The sequence below is a fragment of the Burkholderia dolosa genome (assembly GCF_902499135.1).
Taxonomy (GTDB): domain Bacteria; phylum Pseudomonadota; class Gammaproteobacteria; order Burkholderiales; family Burkholderiaceae; genus Burkholderia; species Burkholderia dolosa.
This window is the reverse complement of record NZ_CABVPR010000028.1, coordinates 17,956-36,402: the sequence shown is the minus strand read 5'-3', so window position 1 is coordinate 36,402 and position 18,447 is coordinate 17,956. Positions and strand designations below refer to the sequence as shown.

At 67.7% G+C, this 18,447-nt stretch carries 16 protein-coding genes and 1 other RNA gene; 10 read left to right on the top strand and 7 right to left on the bottom strand.

Translation table 11 applies throughout. The features are described from left to right. Positions 1 to 34: 34 nt before the first annotated feature. Complete coding sequence (locus BUB20358_RS14655; protein ID WP_035973050.1) at positions 35 to 5,290, bottom strand: autotransporter outer membrane beta-barrel domain-containing protein; 5,256 nt, start codon at positions 5,288 to 5,290, stop codon at positions 35 to 37. Here BUB20358_RS14655 and BUB20358_RS14650 point away from each other — a divergent pair. Further along, complete coding sequence (locus BUB20358_RS14650; protein WP_123806798.1) at positions 5,282 to 5,608, top strand: hypothetical protein; 327 nt, start codon at positions 5,282 to 5,284, stop codon at positions 5,606 to 5,608. The genes BUB20358_RS14655 and BUB20358_RS14650 overlap by 9 nt on opposite strands. A 328-nt stretch (positions 5,609 to 5,936) precedes the next feature. Here the strand turns inward: BUB20358_RS14650 and BUB20358_RS14645 are convergent, their stop codons facing one another. After that, positions 5,937 to 6,857 carry a class II glutamine amidotransferase gene (locus BUB20358_RS14645; protein WP_006765165.1) on the bottom strand — a complete coding sequence of 307 codons (921 nt, stop codon included), beginning with the start codon at positions 6,855 to 6,857 and terminating at the stop codon, positions 5,937 to 5,939. 202 nt (positions 6,858 to 7,059) lie between these two features. Between BUB20358_RS14645 and pyrC the strand changes: the two genes are divergently transcribed. The 3 genes from pyrC (at position 7,060) to rnpB (ending at position 9,423) form a co-directional block, all read left to right on the top strand. Continuing rightward, complete coding sequence (pyrC, locus tag BUB20358_RS14640) at positions 7,060 to 8,124, top strand: dihydroorotase (protein WP_006765164.1); 1,065 nt, start codon at positions 7,060 to 7,062, stop codon at positions 8,122 to 8,124. Continuing rightward, a complete protein-coding gene (locus tag BUB20358_RS14635) occupies positions 8,121 to 8,999 on the top strand; it encodes a DUF3025 domain-containing protein (RefSeq protein ID WP_035973049.1) in 879 nt (292 codons plus the stop codon). The genes pyrC and BUB20358_RS14635 overlap by 4 nt, the downstream gene beginning before the upstream one ends. A 12-nt stretch (positions 9,000 to 9,011) precedes the next feature. Next, an RNA gene (gene rnpB / locus BUB20358_RS14630) (RNase P RNA component class A) lies at positions 9,012 to 9,423 on the top strand. A 67-nt stretch (positions 9,424 to 9,490) separates the two neighbouring features. Here rnpB and BUB20358_RS14625 read toward each other — a convergent pair. After that, positions 9,491 to 9,955, bottom strand: a complete 465-nt coding sequence (locus tag BUB20358_RS14625) for an OsmC family protein (RefSeq protein WP_081293719.1) — start codon at positions 9,953 to 9,955, stop codon at positions 9,491 to 9,493. 419 nt (positions 9,956 to 10,374) lie between these two features. Further along, on the bottom strand, positions 10,375 to 10,671 hold the full coding sequence (locus BUB20358_RS14620; RefSeq protein ID WP_035973047.1) for a DUF1090 family protein: 297 nt from the start codon (positions 10,669 to 10,671) through the stop codon (positions 10,375 to 10,377). A gap of 308 nt (positions 10,672 to 10,979) precedes the next feature. Between BUB20358_RS14620 and rplM the strand changes: the two genes are divergently transcribed. The 3 genes from rplM to erpA all read left to right on the top strand — a co-directional run bounded on the left by rplM (position 10,980) and on the right by erpA (position 12,386). Continuing rightward, positions 10,980 to 11,408, top strand: coding sequence for a 50S ribosomal protein L13 (gene rplM, locus BUB20358_RS14615; RefSeq protein ID WP_004522094.1), 429 nt, complete (start codon positions 10,980 to 10,982; stop codon positions 11,406 to 11,408). 11 nt (positions 11,409 to 11,419) lie between these two features. Further along, entirely contained in the window at positions 11,420 to 11,812 is a 393-nt protein-coding gene (gene rpsI, locus BUB20358_RS14610) for a 30S ribosomal protein S9 (RefSeq protein WP_006765161.1), read from the top strand. Positions 11,813 to 12,014: 202 nt separating this feature from the next. Further along, complete coding sequence (erpA, locus tag BUB20358_RS14605; protein ID WP_006765160.1) at positions 12,015 to 12,386, top strand: iron-sulfur cluster insertion protein ErpA; 372 nt, start codon at positions 12,015 to 12,017, stop codon at positions 12,384 to 12,386. 91 nt (positions 12,387 to 12,477) lie between these two features. Here erpA and BUB20358_RS14600 read toward each other — a convergent pair whose 3' ends face one another. Further along, positions 12,478 to 13,626, bottom strand: a complete 1,149-nt coding sequence (locus BUB20358_RS14600; protein WP_006765159.1) for an anhydro-N-acetylmuramic acid kinase — start codon at positions 13,624 to 13,626, stop codon at positions 12,478 to 12,480. Positions 13,627 to 13,767: 141 nt separating this feature from the next. Here BUB20358_RS14600 and tyrS point away from each other — a divergent pair, with 141 nt between their 5' ends. Genes tyrS through BUB20358_RS14585 form a run of 3 tightly spaced genes read left to right on the top strand, consistent with a single transcriptional unit; the run spans position 13,768 to position 16,148 of the window. Then, positions 13,768 to 15,009 (top strand): tyrosine--tRNA ligase, encoded by a 1,242-nt coding sequence (gene tyrS, locus BUB20358_RS14595; protein ID WP_035973045.1) that lies wholly within the window; start codon positions 13,768 to 13,770, stop codon positions 15,007 to 15,009. After that, a complete protein-coding gene (gene dtd, locus BUB20358_RS14590) occupies positions 15,006 to 15,464 on the top strand; it encodes a D-aminoacyl-tRNA deacylase (protein WP_006765157.1) in 459 nt (152 codons plus the stop codon). The genes tyrS and dtd overlap by 4 nt, the downstream gene beginning before the upstream one ends. A 21-nt stretch (positions 15,465 to 15,485) precedes the next feature. Continuing rightward, positions 15,486 to 16,148 carry a histidine phosphatase family protein gene (locus tag BUB20358_RS14585; protein ID WP_006765156.1) on the top strand — a complete coding sequence of 221 codons (663 nt, stop codon included), beginning with the start codon at positions 15,486 to 15,488 and terminating at the stop codon, positions 16,146 to 16,148. Positions 16,149 to 16,349: 201 nt separating this feature from the next. On the opposite strand, the gene BUB20358_RS14580 is transcribed toward BUB20358_RS14585, so the two are convergent. Then, positions 16,350 to 17,300 carry an oxygenase MpaB family protein gene (locus tag BUB20358_RS14580; RefSeq protein WP_006765155.1) on the bottom strand — a complete coding sequence of 317 codons (951 nt, stop codon included), beginning with the start codon at positions 17,298 to 17,300 and terminating at the stop codon, positions 16,350 to 16,352. Between the two features lie 24 nt (positions 17,301 to 17,324). Further along, the gene (gene ruvB, locus BUB20358_RS14575) at positions 17,325 to 18,392 is read right to left on the bottom strand and encodes a Holliday junction branch migration DNA helicase RuvB (RefSeq protein WP_006765154.1); all 1,068 of its coding nucleotides are present in this window, start codon (positions 18,390 to 18,392) and stop codon (positions 17,325 to 17,327) included. Positions 18,393 to 18,447 lie beyond the last annotated feature (55 nt).

Genomic DNA, 18,447 nt, shown 5'->3' with positions numbered 1-18,447 from the left:
TCCGCGCCGCAGCTTCGTGCATACCGCGCGCGTACTACCAGCTGTACCGATACCCGACCTGCCCGACGATCCCGCGCCGGTACGCGCCGCCGATGCTGCGCGCGTACTTCGCATTCGCGTACAGCTCGCCCGACTTGCCGAAGCCCGCGGTCACGCCGACGCCCAGCTCGTACCACGTGCGGCTCAGGTGCGTCGCGAACGGCGTGCCGCCGACCACGGTCTGCCCCGGCGACAGGAAGTCGTGCAGCACGTCCGCCGTGAAGTACGGCGTCGCGGCGCTGCCGCGGGCGCCTGCTTCGAGGTTCGGCCGGAAGATGCGCACGCCGACGCGGCCGCGCAGCGCGTTGCTCGTCGTGCCCGACACCGGCGACACGTTGTCGTTGAACCCGTTCAGCTTCAGGTACTGGTACATCAGCTGCGCCTGCGGCTCGACCGCGATCGGCGTGCCCGCGATGCCGAACGGCTTGCCGACCTCCTGCGACAGCGCGACGCCGAAACCGTTCTGCGACGCTTCGTTGCCGTAGCTGTCGCGGTAGCGGTTGCCGTAGTGCGTGACCTGCGCGACGCTGTCGAAGTACGTGCCGTCGGACAGATAGCGCGTCCAGTAGCCGCCGACGCTCTGCGCGTGCATCTCGACCGAGCCGGTCGACGTCGACAGATCCGGCGAGCCGGCGCGCGCCATGTCGCTGAAGCTCGCATTCGACACGCCGATCGTCGCGGTCACGCCCGCATGCGTGCGGCTGCCGTCGGGCGCGTCGGCCAGCGTCCAGTCCTTGCCGAACTGCGCGAAGAACGTGCGCTCGTCGGCCGCGAAGCGGCCCGCGTCCGCATCGAGGCTCTGGCCGCCGATGCGCGCCCACACGCCGTCGCGATTGCCGGGCTGCTGCTTGCCGAGGGTGTACACGTCGCCGACGCGCTCGTGCAGCTTGCCGAGCGTCGAGAAGCCGTAGTCGACGTTCAGCAGCGGCGTCATCGCATAGCCGGCGACGCCCGGACGGTACGCGAGTGCGCCGCCGCCGTTGCCGGTGCCGCCGTTCGTCGTCGATGGATCGACCGGGTCGCCGGGCGCCGTCGGGTCGAGTTGCGAGCGCAGGTACCAGCCGTTCGCGTCGCTTTGGCCGCCGCGATAGAGCCGGTATTCGTATGCGCCGGCCTGCACGGGCCCCGCGAGATGGAATGCGGACGCGGTCGTCGTGCCGCCGTTCGCCGTGACGACGACCGGAATCCCGTCGCCCTTCGTCTGCGCGCCGCTGCCGGCCGTGTTCGCGATCTTCAGGCCGGTCGTGCCGCTCGCCGCGCCGCCGTCGACGATCAGCCGGTCGGTCGGCGACGCGTCTGCGCCGAGATACGTGTTCAGCGCGATCGTGCCGCCGTTGCCGACGTAGCTGCCGGTGGTCAGCGTCTTGTAGCTGCCTGCGGCGGTCGCCGGGCCGGCCGGCGCCGCGAACGCGACGAGGCCGGCGTTGTTCAGGCTGCTCAACACCGAGCTGGCCGTCATGTGCCATGCGCTCGTGCCGTCGACCGTCAGCGCGACCGGGTCGATCTTGCCGGTCAGCGTCGTGCCGTTCGTCAGGAACACGTTGCCGGTGCTCGACGCGTCCGAGACGATGTCGCCGGCGAGCTTCACGGCCGATGCGTCGAACGTCACGCTGCTGCCGTTCGCGAGGTCCAGCAGCACGCCGTTGCCGGCCGTCACGAGCGTGCCGTTGCGCACCGCGATGTCGGCCGTGCCGCTGCGTGCCGCGAACGCCGGTCCGGCGCTTGCGGTCACGCTGCCGCCGTCGATCCGCACCGAGTTGGTGGCGCCGGTCGCGAGCGTGTCCGACGTCAGCACGCCGGCCGTTGCCCCTTTCAGCGTCGTGCCGGTCAGCGCGAGCACGCCGCCGCCGTCCGCGGTCGCGCCGTTGCCGGCCGCGCTCGCGATCGACGAGCCCGTATCGGCGACGCGCGCGCCATGCTGCGCGACGATGCCGTCGGCCGCGGCGCCGCTCGCGGTGAGCGTTGCGCCCGCCAGCAGCGCGGTCGCGCCGCCGTCCATCACGAGCGCATGCGCGCCGGCGCCGGTCGTCGCGACGGTCGTGCGATCGACCGTCAACGTCGAATCCGCGCCGGACACGAACAGGCCGCGCGCGCGGTCGCCGGCGGTGCGCACGGCGCTCGCTGCATCGGTCGAGATGCGCGCGCCCGCGCCGGTCGACTGCACGCCGTCGGCGCCGGCGCCGGTCGTGCCGATCTGCGTGCCAGACAACGCGATCGTCGCGTTGGTCCCGAGGTTGCGGATCCCGCTGCCCGATCCGCCGACCGCGATCGACGTCGCGCCGGCCGCGATTCCGCCGCCCGATACCGTCGAGTCGATCAGCACGCCGTCCGCGCTGCCGTTCGCGACGACGGTGCCCGCGCCGGACAGCGCGACCGATGCGCCGGCACCGGTCAGCCGTACGCCGGCGACGCCGTCGTCGGCTTCGATCGATCCCGCGTTGGTCAGCGTCGCCGACGCACCCTGCACGAGCGCGCCCGTGCCGTCCGACACGCGGATCGTCGACGCGTTGTTCACGGTGCCGAGCGCGCCCACTACGACGCCGGTCGAGCCGGCGCCCGTCAGCAGTACCGTGCCGTGGTTCTCGAGCGTGCCGAGGTTCTGCGCGACGAAGCCCGTGACGCCGGCCGTCGACGACGTGACCGCCGCACGGTTAGTCAGCGTCGTCGCGACCGGCGCGCCGGCGGCTGCGCCGGCAAGGTCGTGCGCCTGGCCGTCGACGATGCCCGCGATCGCGCCGCCCGCATTCAGGTTGATCGTCGCGGCCGCGTCGATCGTGCCGGTCGCGCCGCCCTCGACCGTGATCGCGACGCCGTTCGCGCCGTTGACGTCGTACACGGCCGCGCCGGTCGCGAGCGTCGTGCCGGCGTCCGTCGCGACGACGCCGCGCGCGTGGTCGCCGTTCACGTCGGTCGTCAGCGCGCCGGCCTGCGACGCCCCCGTATAGGCGGCGCCGCCGGCGACACGAAACAGCGTCGAGCCGTCGGTGTCGACGCTCAGTTGCTGCGCGGCGACGTTGATCTGCGACCCGGCGCCGTATGCGTAGAAGCCGATCTGGTTCGTGCCCGACACGAACGCCGGCACTGCGTTCGCGCCCACGTCGATCGTCGCGCCCGAGCGTGCGTGTACGCCGATCGCGCCGGTGCCGGTCAGGTTGAGCGCGCCGTCGAGTTCGGCTCGCGCGTTCGGACCTTCGGCCCACACGCCGTAGTTGCGCGTGTCCGACGCCGGATCGAGGCCGCCGGCCACGTTGATCGTGCCGGTCGACGTTGCGGTCGTCGCGTTCGCGCCGGTGCCGATCACCATGATGCCGATGCCGTTCACGCCGTTCAGCGTGATGGTGCCCGTATTCGTGACGCTCGCCGCGGTGTCGGCCGCGAGCATCCCGACGTTCGCGAGCGGCGTGCCCGACGCCGCGCCGTTGACGACGATCGTTCCCGCGTTGCTCAGCGTGCCCGACGACGAGCCGATGCTCGCCATGGCGGCGCCGTTCTGCGTCTGCGAACCGATGACGATCGTGCCGAGGTTGGTCGCGGTGCCCGACGCGCCGAGCAGGATGCCGTACGCATGCGCGGACAGCGCGACGTCGTTCGTCGCGGCCGACGCGGTGTCGTATTGTGCGGCGCGGCCGAGATAGATCGTGCCGCCGGCCTCGTTCGTGAAGCTGCCGCCGGCCGCGAATCCGCCGATCACCTGGCTGTCGAGCGTCGTCGCGTTCACGCCGACGTTGATCGTGCCGGCGTTCGACGCCGTCGCGCCGTCCTTCGTCGCGACCGCATAGTTCTGCAGGCCGGGCGCGTTACCGGTCAGATTCCACGCGCCGACGTTCATCACGCCGTTGTTGACGAACGTGGTGCCTGCGCCGTTCGCGTACACGCCGTTGCCTTCGGTGTACGCGTGGAAGCCGAAGTTGTCGGGCTGCGCGCTGCCGCTCGTGTCGAAGTTGTCGCCCGCCGCGTAGCCGGACGAAATCGCGCCGTTGTTCACGCCGCTCGCGCCGCTCAGCAATCGAACGAGCGTGAAGTCGCCCGACAGCCGGCCGTCGTTGACGAAGTGCGCGCCGTTTTCCGCGAGCACGGCCGAGCTCGATTCGACCGTGTTGGTGCCGCGGAAGTCGATCTGGCCGTCCTTGCCGATGTGCAGCGTCGCGTTCGCGCCGGTGCCGTGCATCACCGAAAGATGATCGATCGGCAGCGTGTTCTCGTCACCGGCCGATACGTTGTTCGCGTACTGGAACGTCTGCTGCGAGAACGTGACGGCCTGCCCGAACGCGGTGTCGTACGCGGCCTGCGAGCCCAGCGCGCCGCTTTTGACCGAACGCACGAGGAAGTCGTTGTACGCGGCGAGCGACGCGGCGTCGGTGACCGTCCACGTGCTGCCGTCGAACGCGGTGAACGTGCCCGCATAGCTCGGCACGTCGAGCTGGATGCTGCCGACGGGCCCGCCGCTCGCGAGATAGTCGCCGGTGCCGAGCCAGATCTGGTTGCGCGAGTTCCAGTTGACGACGCTTTTTGCCGCGCCCGTGCCGTCCGCGAACGTCAGGTCGGTCTGCTTCGGCGCGATCGAGATCGCGTTGCCGGCCGCGTCCGGCGCGCTCGCCGGGTTGCCGATCGACACGTTCAGCGTGCCGCCGGTACTGTCGACGGTGCCGATTCTCGTGTTCACGTACTGGTTGCCGTTCACGTCGTGATAGACCGGCACGTTGGTCGAACCGGCCGTCGACGCGGCGAACGCGGACGAGTCGTAGGTCGCGACCGTCGTGTGCGCGCCGGTGATCGAGTCGGGCGTGCTGACGCTTTGCGTCTTGCCGCCCAGCGAGACGAGCGGCTGGTTCGGATCGCCCGATACGACGGTCGTACTGCCGATCGGCGAAAGCGTATAGCCGGGGTCGCCGCCGACGCCGGTCCATGCGCCCGTCACGCCGACGGTGTCGCCGCCGGACACGGTCGTCGCGCCGACCAGATTGTCGTTGACGGTCGGACTGAAGCTGCCGAGCGCGCAACTGCCGCCGCTCGCGACGGCGCCGCCGTCGCCGCACGTCGATGCATACGCGGTGCCGGCCGACAACGCGGCGAGCGCCGCCGCGCCGATCGCCGCCGCGCGAAGCGGCATCCGGCGGCCCGCCGTACGGCCGGCGCTGCAGGTCGCGCCGGACCGGATGCCCGAGCGCTTGCCGCGTGACCGCGCCGTTTCTGCCACCGCGATCCAGCACCCGGCGGCCTCGCTCCATATCGATCGAAATGAATGATTCACGACAAAACCCCTCTTTCTTTTTTGGAAGTGGCATCCACCGCAACTGCAGTGAGGTCGTATTCCACGGTGCCGAAATGGCCGGAATGGACGTGCGGCCGCTGCGGCACGTTTCTCGTGCCAATCGCGATTCGTTTCACCGAGGACGGACGGAGTCTACTGATCGACAGGGGCGTCGATTATCAAAAAATTAAAGATTGTGGTGGTAATGCTGCTTTTATCCGGTATTTTTGTCTTGTGTGGAGAATCGAACTGAGTGCCTTGATGGGTAAGGGTTCGGCGGATTTATCGCGATGGGCTGGCGATCGCCGGGATCGGTGAGGTGGCGCACTGTTTGCGCTGGGGTATTTCGCTAAAATGAGGCTTCCGCATTATATGCGGGTATTTTATTGATTCCGTTTTTGGCGCATTTCAATGATTTTCGCTTTTGGAAAAATAAAATCAAGCGAATGTTGTATCGTCGATATATCGAATGCGTCGAATTGTGGTTCGAATGAAACGGAACGAAATGGAGCCGGGTGTGCATTTGCGACGATGAACGGCTCAAATCGACGCACGGCGTCCAAACGCGCGCGCGACGACAGGCCGCGCAAGAATCGCGGCGTCGATTGCATGGCAGCGGGAAACCGGCGCGCGAACGGCGCGCCGTTCAGAAGTCGATCGCGTCGTCGGAATCGCCGTCCGCGGCGGTCGCGAGCGCCTCGCGCCGCGCCGCGCCCGCGCAGGGCGACGATGCGGATGCGTCGAGCGCCGGATTGCGCAGTTTTTCGAGCACGCGCTCGGGCACCGGAATCTGCATCCGCGCGGCGACGTCGCCGCACTGGAACATGATCAGCTCGCCCGGTTCGAACGCGGTCCATACCTCGTTGTCGGTGAGCGGCTGCGTCGCGATCACCGCGACGCGATCTTCCGGCGTCGTGTACTTCGCGAAATCGATCGACAGGTCTTCGTCGACCAGATGCGCGGTCGAGAACGGCCAGCGCCGCACAAGGTAGTGCAGCCGCGTCGAGCAGTGAGCGAACAGCGCCTGGCCGTTCGACATCAGGAAATTGAACACGCCGTGATCGGTGATGTCGCGCGTGAGCTCGCCGACGCGCTCGAACAGCTCGGGCAGCGGCGGCTGCGCACCGGGGAACGCTTCGCGCAGCCCCTGCATCAGCACGCAGAACGCCTTTTCGCTGTCGGTCGTGCCGACCGGGTGATAGACGCTGCCGTCGAGGTTCGGCTCGTAATCCTGCAGGTCGCCGTTATGCGCGAAGATCCAGTGCCGTCCCCACAGCTCGCGCATGAACGGATGGCTGTTTTCGAGCTGAATGTGGCCTTGCGTGGCCTTGCGGATGTGCGCGATCGTGTTCTTCGACTTGATCGGATAGCGCTTCACCATTTCGGCGATCGGCGACGTTGCCGATGCCTGCTGGTCGATGAACAGCCGGCACGCCTTGTCTTCGAAGAATGCGATGCCCCAGCCGTCGGCATGGTGGTCCGTGAGCCCGCCGCGGGCCGCAAAACCCGTGAAAGAGAATGTGACGTCCGTCGGTGCGGCGCAGTTCATTCCTAGGAGTTGGCACATTTTACTTGGGGCGGCAGGCTGAAGCGGGGTAACGAACCGGGTGAACCCCGGTACAATGCGGCTTCTAGCATATCACCGAGCCTCGAGCGGTAAAAAGCGGATTCCGCCGGCCGAAGGCCCCGTGTTGCGGTTTGCCGTCAACCGGCCCGCGCACGCGCATTCCGGCCCCGCCGAGGGTCGGCGTTCCCTCACGACGCCTCCTATGACTGCCTCGAACGCTTCCTCCCCGGCGACGCTTTCGCTCGCCCGCCCCGACGACTGGCACCTGCACCTGCGAGACGGCGACATGCTGGCCGCCGTGCTGCCGCACACCGCGCGCCAGTTCGGCCGTGCGATCGTCATGCCGAACCTGAAACCGCCGGTGACGACCACCGCACAGGCGCAGGCCTATCGCGAGCGCATCCTCGCCGCGCTGCCGGCCGGCATGACGTTCGAGCCGCTGATGACGCTGTACCTGACCGACAACACGCCGCCGGACGAAATCCGCCGCGCGCGCGAAAGCGGCTTCGTGCACGGCGTGAAGCTGTATCCGGCCGGTGCGACGACGAATTCCGATCACGGCGTGACCGATCTCGCGAAATGCGCGAAGACGCTCGAAGCGATGCAGGAAACCGGCATGCCGCTGCTCGTGCACGGCGAGGTGACCGATTCGTCGATCGACCTGTTCGACCGCGAGAAGGTGTTCATCGACCGCGTGATGACGCCGCTGCGCCGCGACTTTCCGGGCCTGAAGGTCGTGTTCGAGCACATCACGACGAAGGATGCCGCCGACTACGTGCGCGACGCCGATGCGGCACCCGGCATGCTGGGCGCGACGATCACCGCGCATCACCTGCTGTACAACCGCAATGCGATCTTCGTCGGCGGGATCCGGCCGCACTACTACTGTTTGCCGGTGCTCAAGCGCGAGACGCACCGTGTGGCGCTCGTCGAAGCCGCGACGTCGGGCAACCCGCGCTTCTTCCTCGGCACCGACAGCGCGCCGCATGCGCGCGGCGCGAAGGAAACCGCATGCGGCTGCGCGGGCTGCTATACGGCGCTGCACGCGCTCGAGCTGTACGCGGAAGCATTCGACCAGGCCGGCGCGCTCGACAAGCTCGAGGGTTTCGCGAGCTTCTTCGGCGCCGATTTCTACGGTCTGCCGCGCAGCGCCGAGACCGTCACGCTGCGTCGCGAGACGTGGGAGCTGCCGCGCGAGATCTTCGCGGGCGACACGCCGGTGGTGCCGCTGCGCGCCGGCGAGATGATCGCCTGGAAACTCGCATGACCGGCACGCCGCCGCGCGGCGCGGGCCGTACGGCCGACAGCGACGCGGCGGCATTCGCGCGGATCGACTGGCGTGCGCCGTGGCTCGCGCCGTACGGCGAGCCGGGCCGTGCGCTGCAGGCGGCCGCAATGGCGGGCGATGCCGCTTTGCTCGACGCGCTGAACGGCGCGCTGCGCGATGGTGCGCGCACAACCGGCCGCGGCAAGCCGCTGCGGTTCGTGCCGCAAGCCGAATTGCCGGCCGGCCGCGCGTACGAAACCCATATCGCCGACACCGGCGGCGTGCCGACCCGGCACAATCTTCACGACTTCTTCAATGCGCTCGTCTGGTTCGCGTATCCGCGGATCAAGGCGGCGCTGAACGCGCGCCAGGCGGCGGCGATCGACGCGACCGGCGGAGTCGGTCCCGTGCGCGGCACGCTGCGCGACGCGCTGACGCTGTTCGACGAGAACGGCGCGTTGTTCGTGACGGCCGACCCGGCGCTCGCGGACGCGCTGCGCGGCTTCGACTGGCAGCGCTTGCTGATTGCCGCGCGTGGCGGGTGGGGCGTGCATTGCGAGGCGCGGCTCGTCGGCCACGCATTGCTCGAGAAGCTCGTCGCGCCTTACAAGTCGTGCACCGCGCACGCGTGGATCGTCGAAGTGGACGCCGACTACTTCTCGTGGCCGGATGCGCAGCGCGCCGCGCACGTCGACGCACGGCTCGCCGCGGAACTGGCGGTGCGCGAGCTGACGAGCCGCGATTTCTCGCCGCTGCCGGTGCTCGGCGTGCCGGGCTGGTGCGACGCGAACGTCGATCCGGCGTTCTACGACGATCCGGCCGTGTTCCGCAGCGGCCGCCGTTCGCGCGCTGCCGGTGGCGACGTGCAGTGCTAGAATGCGCGTCGCAAAGCAGGCCAGGCAGTCGCGGCCTCGCCGCCTTCGGGCAGGCGGGGGCGAGGAAAGTCCGGACTCCACAGGGCAGGGTGATGGCTAACGGCCATCCGTGGCGACACGCGGAACAGGGCAACAGAAAGCAAACCGCCGATGGCCCGGCGCAAGCCGGGATCAGGTAAGGGTGAAACGGTGCGGTAAGAGCGCACCGCGGCGACGGCGACGTCCGCCGGCACGGTAACCTCCACCCGGAGCAATTCCAAGTAGGCAGGCGCGCATCTTCGGATGCAGGACGGGGCCCCCGTCTCGCCTGCGGGTAGGAAGCTTGAGCGCGTCAGCAATGGCGCGCCTAGAGGAATGGCTGCCACGCGTTGTGCGCTTCGGCGCGCGGCGCGCACAGAATCCGGCTTATCGGCCTGCTTTGCCGTTCGAATGCGAAAGGGCCGGCGCTCCCGAAGGAGCGCCGGCCCTTTTTTCTTGCGCGTTCGCGCCGCTCAGGCCGCGACGATGTCGAACGAATGCGTGAGCTCGGCGGTCTTCGCGATCATGATCGACGCGGAGCAGTACTTGTCGTGCGACAGGTTGATCGCGCGCTCGACCGTTGCCGGATTCAGGTTGCGACCGGTGACGGTGAAGTGGAAGTGGACCTTCGTGAAGACCTTCGGATCCTCGCTCGCACGCTCGGCTTTCAGCGTGACCGAACAGCCGGTGACTTCCTGCCGGCTCTTCTTCAGGATCAGCACGACGTCGTACGCCGTGCAGCCGCCGGTGCCGACCAGCACCATTTCCATCGGACGCGGCGCGAGGTTGTGGCCGCCGCCTTCCGGCGCGCCGTCCATCGCGACGAGGTGGCCGCTGCCGGTCTGCGCGGAAAACGCCATCCCGTCCTGACCCATCCAGCTTACTTTGCATTCCATGCTTGCACTCCAGCGTTGCCTGATTCGGATTCGATCCGGCATTGTAGCCCGCGGCGCAACGGTCGGCTGATGCGGTGCACGACGCGAAATGCCGATCGCCGGCTGGCGCCGTTCGGCGCTGCGGCGCACGGCCGTTTCCCGGCGCGCGTTAGGGGTTTCACTCTAGACGCGAAGGGCTTTCGATATTGGGCCGCGTGCCTAATTGATTGATCTGAAAGACAAAACGCGCCGTTCGACTCGGAATGCGCAAAATTCCACATTGTGGTCGTCAATTTCGTAATGCAAATTTTCTTGTGCAGTCGGCCGCGCATTCGTATAATGAGTTCCATTGGTTGTCGCGCTGCGGCAACCTCCGAATGTCTCCTCCACCTCCTCCTATGGTGGATTAAGCCCGAACCAGCCGTTCGGGCTTTTTTTCGTCTGTGCAAACTTCAACGCACGGCTTGCGCGCGCCGACACGCTCATGCAGGTTCTTGTGCGGCGGGCTTTGACGCCGCATCCTGCGTGGTGCCGGACGCGCGCGCCGCCGGTGCCGGATCGGCCGACGCCTCGCCGTGGCCACGCGCGCAGAAATGGCGCACGCGTTCGCGTACCGCGCGCAGGCGTGCGATGCGATCCTCGGCGTGGGCGGCGCGTGCCTCGGCGATGCGTGCGTCGAGCGCATCGAGCTTCGCGTCGCAGCCGGCATGTGCGCTTGCCGGCGTTGCGGCGGCCAGCAGCGTGGCCGCAAAAGAAAGGGTAAGTCGCTGTTTCATCACGCTTGCTTGTTGTTTTCGGTGTCCGGTCGCGCGCGGCGAGGTCCGGTGCCGCGCATCGACGAGTGCTCCGCCCGGCGCTCGGTTCGCCGGGTTCAGCGGGGCATGAGTGCGATTTTGGCCGATTTTCGGCGCGCCGCCCACCGGGTGCGGATTCCCTTTGACCGCCGCCCGGCATTTCCTTTATAATTCAGGGCTTTTCCGCATTCATGCCCACGGAAAAAGAACAGGGAGAGCCTGCACCGCGCCTCGAAGCGCACACAGACAAGCAGGAAGAACACATCGGGCAAAGCATATTTTTTGGATCGATCATGAAGACGTTTTCCGCAAAAGCCCATGAGGTGACGCGCGAATGGTACGTGATTGACGCGACGGATAAGGTTCTCGGCCGTGTCGCCAGCGAAGTGGCACGCCGTCTGCGCGGCAAGCACAAGCCTGAGTTCACCCCGCACGTCGACACCGGTGATTTCATCATCGTCATCAACGCGAGCAAGTTGAAGGTCACGGGCAACAAGACTCTGGACAAGAAGTACTACCGTCACTCGGGCTACCCGGGCGGTATCTATGAAACGACGTTCGGCAAGATGCAGGAACGCTTCCCGGGCCGCGCGCTCGAGAAGGCGGTCAAGGGCATGCTGCCGAAGGGCCCGCTCGGCTACGCGATGATCAAGAAGCTGAAGGTCTACGCTGAAGCCACGCATCCGCACTCGGCTCAACAGCCGAAGGCGCTCGAGATCTAAGGGGAGCCCACATGATCGGTAACTGGAACTACGGTACGGGCCGCCGCAAGAGCGCAGTCGCTCGTGTCTTCATCAAGGCTGGCAAGGGCGACATCCTCGTCAACGGCAAGCCCATCGCTGATTACTTCTCGCGCGAAACGTCGCTGATGATCGTGCGTCAGCCGCTGGAACTCACGAACCACGGCCAGACGTTCGACATCAAGGTGAACGTGACGGGCGGCGGCGAAACGGGTCAGGCCGGCGCAGTGCGCCACGGCATCACCCGCGCGCTGATCGACTACGACGCGACGCTAAAGCCGGCGCTGTCGAACGCAGGCTTCGTCACGCGCGACGCACGTGAAGTCGAGCGTAAGAAGGTCGGTCTGCGCAAGGCACGCCGCGCGAAGCAGTTCTCGAAGCGTTAATTTCGCTTCATGGCCGCGCCGCTTCGGCGGCGCTCGCCGAAAAAACCGCCAGCTTTCGTGCTGGCGGTTTTTTTATGTCCGCACGGCGGCCGCTGCGCGGGCCCGGATCGCGAAATCGACAAGAACCTGTTGATTTCATGGACTTCGGCACGATCTTCGGATCAGCCCTACAATAGCGGCTAAAGCTTTTTGGAGAGTTCGCATGAACGCTGTTACCGAATCCGCAGCAACGACGGCCGAAATGCCGGCACCGTTCGTCTTCACCGACGCCGCGGCCGACAAGGTCAAGCAACTGATCGACGAAGAGGGCAATCCCGACCTGAAGCTGCGCGTATTCGTGCAGGGCGGCGGCTGCTCAGGCTTCCAGTACGGCTTCACGTTCGACGAGGAAGTCAACGAGGACGACACCGTGATGAACAAGAACGGCGTCCAGCTCCTGATCGACTCGATGAGCTACCAGTACCTGGTCGGCGCCGAGATCGACTACAAGGACGACCTCAACGGCGCCCAGTTCGTGATCAAGAACCCGAACGCGACGACGACCTGCGGCTGCGGTTCGTCGTTCTCGGTCTGATCGAGCGACGGATCCGTTCCGCTTCGCCGGATTAAAAACGGGGCTTCATGCCCCGTTTTCTTATGTGCACGCACGGTTTGTCGCGTGAAGGTCAGCGCGGATAAAGCGCGCCCAGCACGCGCTCGCCGGCAGCGCCGGTGACCGTCGCGAGATTGCCCGGCAGGCGGGCGGCGAAGCGGTACGCGAGCCACGCGAACGCGAGCGCCTCGACCTGCTGCGGCGGCACGCCCAGTGCGGCCGTCGTGTCGACGGTGGCCGGTACGCGTGCGTCGTGCAGCGCTTGCCTGAGCGCATCGAGCAGCACCGGATTGCGCGCGCCGCCGCCGCAGACGAACACCGCCTTGCAACCCGCCGCATGCAGCGCGATCTCGCGCGCGACCGACACCGCGGTGAGCGCCGTCAGCGTGGCCTGTACATCTTCCGGTGCGACGCCGGTGAACGCCGCGAGCTTCGCGTCCAGCCACGCAGGATTGAACAGATCGCGCCCCGTGCTTTTCGGCGGCGGCGCGGCGAAATACGGTTCGTCGAGCAGCGCGTCGAGCAGCGACGCGTGCACGGTGCCGCGCGCGGCAAACTTGCCGCCGTCGTCGTACGGCTTGCCGAGATGGCGGCTCGCCCACGCGTCGATCAACGCGTTCGCGGGGCCGCAGTCGAAGCCGCGCACGTCGCCGCCGTCGCCGGGCAGGATCGTGATGTTGCTGATTCCGCCAAGGTTGCAGACGACGCGCGTGTCGCCGGGTGCGCCGAACACCGTCGCATGGAATGCCGGTGCGAGCGGCGCGCCGTGGCCGCCGGCCGCGACGTCGCGGCTGCGGAAGTCCGCGATCACGTCGATGTGCGTGAGTTCGGCCAGCAGCGCGGGGTTGTTCAGCTGACGCGTGTAGCCGCGCTCCGGACGGTGCCGCACCGTCTGGCCGTGCACGCCGATCGCACGAACCTCGTCGCGCGACAGTCCGGCCGTGCGCTGCAGCTCGTGACAGCACACCGCGTAGCGTGCGACGAGCGCATTCGCCGCGAGCGATTCGCGGTCGATCTCGTCGTCGCCCGGCTGCTGCAGCGCAAACAGCGCGTCGCGCAGCGGCTGCGCGAAACCGACGAACGCTTCCGCGAGCACGACCGGCGGCTTGCCGGTCTCGAAACGCACGGCGACGCCGTCGACGCCGTCCATGCTGGTTCCCGACATCAGTCCGAAGTAGATGCCGTCGGCCGGATGAGCGGTTTGCGGATGTCGTTGCGGCACGTTGGGTTCTCCTGAAGCATGCGGCGCAGGCCGGTGCCGCGCACGTTGCGCCGATTATCCGCGCAACGCGGCGCGTCGTTAAGCGACGCGCGCGCAAGTTATGGGAAAATCCCTGTTTTTGCGACATTCTTCCTGGCACCGATGAGCACCGAACCCAGTTCCAAGCCCGTTTTCCCGATCACCGACGAAGTCCGGCATGCGCTCGCCGTCACGAAGCGCGGCGTCGACGAACTGCTGATCGAGGAAGAGTTCGCGCAGAAGCTCGCGCGCAGCGCGGCCACCGGCACGCCGCTTCGCATCAAGCTCGGCCTCGATCCGACCGCGCCCGACATTCACATCGGCCACACGGTCGTGCTGAACAAGATGCGCCAGCTGCAGGACCTGGGCCACACGGTGATCTTCCTGATCGGCGACTTCACGTCGCTGATCGGCGATCCGTCGGGCCGCAACGCGACGCGCCCGCCGCTCACACGCGAGCAGATCGAGGCGAACGCGAAGACCTACTTCGAGCAGGCCGCGCTCGTGCTCGACCGCGAAAAGACCGAGATTCGCTACAACAGCGAATGGTCGATGCCGCTCGGCGCGGACGGAATGATCAAGCTCGCGTCGCGCTATACGGTCGCGCGGATTCTCGAGCGGGAAGACTTCACGAAGCGCTTCCAGAGCGGCGTGCCGATCTCGATCCACGAATTCCTGTACCCGCTGATGCAGGGCTACGATTCGGTCGCGCTGAATGCCGATCTCGAGCTCGGCGGCACCGACCAGAAGTTCAACCTGCTCGTTGGCCGCGAGCTGCAGAAGCAGTACGGTCAGGAACAGCAGTGCATCTTGACGATGCCGCTGCTCGAAGGCCTCGACGGCGTCGAGAAGATGTCGAAGTCGAAGGGCAACTACGTCGGCATCAGCGAGAAGCCGAACGACATGTTCGGCAAGCTGATGAGCATCTCCGACACGCTGATGTGGCGTTACTTCGAGCTGCTGTCGTTCCGCAGCATGGACGAGATCGCCGGCTTCAAGCGCGAGGCGGAGAGCGGGCGCAACCCGCGCGACTTCAAGGTGCTGCTCGCGCAGGAAATCGTCGCGCGGTTCCATTCGCAGGCCGACGCCGAGCGCGCGCTCGAGGATTTCAACCATCGCGCGAAGGGCGGCGTGCCGGACGACATTCCGTCGGTGACGCTCGCGGGTGCGCCGCTCGCGATCGGCCAATTGCTGAAGCAGGCGGGCCTCGTGCCGTCCACCAGCGAGGCGCTGCGCAACATCGAGCAGGGCGGCGTGAAGATCGACGGCGCGACCGTATCCGACAAGGGCCTGAAGGTCGACGCCGGCGAATATGTCGTGCAGGTCGGCAAGCGCCGCTTCGCACGCGTCACGCTGAGCGCATGATCGCGCTGATCCAGCGCGTGAAGCGCGCCGACGTGCGCGTCGGCGACCGCACGACCGGCGAGATCGGTGCGGGCCTGCTCGCGCTCGTCTGCGCGGAGCGCGGCGACACCGAAGCCGCAGCCGACAAGCTGCTCGCGAAGGTGCTCGGCTACCGCGTGTTCAGCGATGCGGCCGGCAAGATGAATCTGCCGGTGTCCAACATCGACGGCGCCGGGCGCGCGGGCGGCCTGCTGCTCGTGTCGCAGTTCACGCTGGCCGCCGACACCAATAGCGGGCTGCGCCCGAGCTTCACACCGGCCGCACCGCCCGACGAAGGCGCGCGCCTGTTCGACTATTTCGTCGCGGCCGCGCGTGCGCGCCACCCGGTCGTCGAGACCGGCGAGTTCGGCGCCGACATGCAGGTGTCGCTCGTGAACGACGGTCCCGTGACGTTCTGGCTGCAAGTGCGGCCCTGATCCTTTCGGAGGCGCCGCGCGATGGCGACCACGCAGATTCTTTTCATTCGCCATGGCGAGACGGCCTGGAACCGCATCAAGCGCATCCAGGGCCACATCGACATTCCGCTCGCCGACACTGGGCTCGCGCAGGCGCAGCGGCTCGCTGCCCGGCTCGTGCGGGACGCGCGCGACGGCCGAAGCATCGACGCGGTCTATTCGAGCGACCTGATGCGCGCACAGCAGACCGCGCAGCCGTTCGCCGACGCGCTCGGGCTGCCGCTGCTGCTGCGCGAAGGGCTGCGCGAACGTGCATACGGCGTGTTCCAGGGGCATGACAGCGCGGAGATCGAGACGCTGTTCCCGGACGCGTACGCGGCGTGGCAAACGCGCGATCCGGGGTTTGCGCCGGACGGCGGCGAGTCGCAGCGCGAGTTCTATCACCGCGTGCTGCACGCGATCGAACCGATCGTCGCAGCGCATCCGGGCGGGCGAATCGCGTGTGTCGCGCACGGCGGCGTGCTCGATTGCGTGTACCGATTCGCGAACGCGCTCGATCTGTCGGCGCCGCGCAGCTATCCGCTGCTCAACACGAGCATCAACGTCGTCGATTACATGGACGGTCGCGCGCATGTCGTGCAGTGGGCCGACGTGTCGCACCTGGATGCGGCGAGCGACGACGACGGCTACCGGAAGGTCGTTTGAACGTGTGCCGGCCCGGCCGGCTGTATGACGATGAACCGCTGATCGTCGGTGTCGGGAGCGCTTCGGGCGGCCCGTTGCGGCGGTTATTGCAGTCGGGTGCCGGCAGCATTCGGTTCGGAAGGACGTGTCATGACGGTCGCCGATACCGACGCGTGCTGCGACCGATGGGCGCGAACCGAACCGAAGTGACCGGCGGCAAGGTCAGTCGCGTGGATCGCCGTCGGACGGCCGTGCGCTCGCACGGCGGCGCGCACGTTTCGATACGCCGTTGACCAGCGCCCACCGCAGCACGGGCGCGACTGCGCGCACGCCCGGCCGGACCACCGCACGTCGCAGCGGCGCGAACGTCGACAAGCCGAGCATCCGTTGCGCCCACGGCGGCAGCAGGTCGATCCCGGCGTGCATGACGAGCGTCGCGGCCGGCCGCAGCATGGGCGTCGCGACAGGCGCGTTCAGCAGGATGCGCATCACTTCGAGCGTACGCGGACCGGCTTCGAGCTCGGGCCGCATATCTGCCAGATAGGCACTCACCTCCGCACGCGAGCGGGGCACCGCTTGTGCGCCGAGCCGCTCGGCGATCTGTGCGGTTTCTGCGTAGTAGCGGTCCTGCAGTTCCCCGGGCAGCGCCGGATCTACGTAACGCAGATGCGACGCCAGAAAGCTCGACACTTCGGCGACGTGTACCCACGTGAGCAGCACCGGATCGTCGGCGCGGTACGCGCGGCCGTCCGGCGCAGCGCCGGACACGCGCGCATGGATCGCTTTCACGCGCTCGATCAGGGCGAGCGCGTCGGCGCGGCTGCCGAACGTCGTGCCGGAAATGAACGTCGCGGTGCGCCGCAACCGGCCGAGGATGTCGGTGCGGAACGACGAATGATCCCAGACGCCGGCGAGCGCGAGCGGGTGGAGCGCCTGCAGCAGCAGCGCGGCGACACCGCCCGTCATCATCGACGTGAAGTCGGCGTGCACGCGCCAGCAGACGGCATCGGGGCCGAACAAGCCCGGATCGCCGGGCGGCGACGAATAATCGAGCGACGGGCCGCTGCCGGTCGTCAGGTGCGTGATGCCGGCCACGAGCCGTCGGCGGATCGGCTCGGCCCAGCGCGGGGCCGGAGCGGGAGCGGCGGACCGAGGGCGAGGCGGCGTCGTCATGGCTCGTGTGGCGCGGACGCTCGGTTACTTTCCGTCTGGCGTATCCCAGAGATCGGGCACGGGGCCGCCGGCGTCCGGCGCAGCAAGCCCGAAGTGGCGGTACGTGAGCAGCGTCGCGACACGCCCGCGCGGCGTGCGTTGCAGGAAGCCCTGCTGAATCAGATACGGTTCCAGTACGTCCTCGATCGTGTCGCGCTCTTCGCCGATCGCGGCCGCGAGGTTGTCGATGCCGACCGGGCCGCCATCGAACTTGTGCAGGATCGCCTCGAGCAGCTTGCGGTCCATCAGGTCGAAGCCGACCGGATCGACGTCGAGCATCGCGAGCGCGGCGTCGGCGACGGCTGCCGTGATCTGGCCGTCCGCCTTTACTTCCGCGAAGTCGCGCACGCGGCGCAGCAGCCGGTTCGCGATCCGCGGCGTGCCGCGCGAGCGCTTCGCGATCTCGAGCGCACCGTTCGGATCGATCTGCGCGTTCAGCAGCGACGCCGAGCGCTTCACGATCCGCGACAGCTGTTCGGCGTCGTAGAACTCGAGGCGTGCGACGATCCCGAAACGGTCGCGCAGCGGATTGGTGAGCATCCCCGCGCGCGTGGTCGCGCCGACCAGCGTGAACGGCTGCAGATCGAGCTTCACGCTGCGCGCGGCCGGCCCTTCGCCGATCATGATGTCGATCTGGTAATCCTCGAGCGCCGGGTACAGGATTTCCTCGACGACCGGCGACAGCCGGTGGATTTCGTCGATGAACAGCACGTCGTTCGGCTCGAGGTTCGTCAGCAGCGCGGCGAGATCGCCCGCGCGTTCGAGTACCGGCCCCGACGTCTGCCGCAGGTTCACGCCCATTTCGCGCGCGATGATGTGTGCGAGCGTCGTCTTGCCGAGGCCCGGCGGGCCGAACAGCAGCACGTGGTCGAGCGGCTCGGAGCGGCGCTTCGCGGCCTCGATGAAGATCTCGAGCTGGCCGCGGACCTTTTCCTGCCCGACGTAGTCGTCGAGCTGGCGCGGCCGCAACGCGCGCTCGAACACCTCCTCGTGCGACGACGTGGGGGTGGCGGCGATGATCCGCTCGGCGGCGAGTTTGTCGGTTTCAATCATGCGGCCATTGTACCGCGCACGGCGGCCGCGCCTACCTGGCCGAACGGCCGACTGG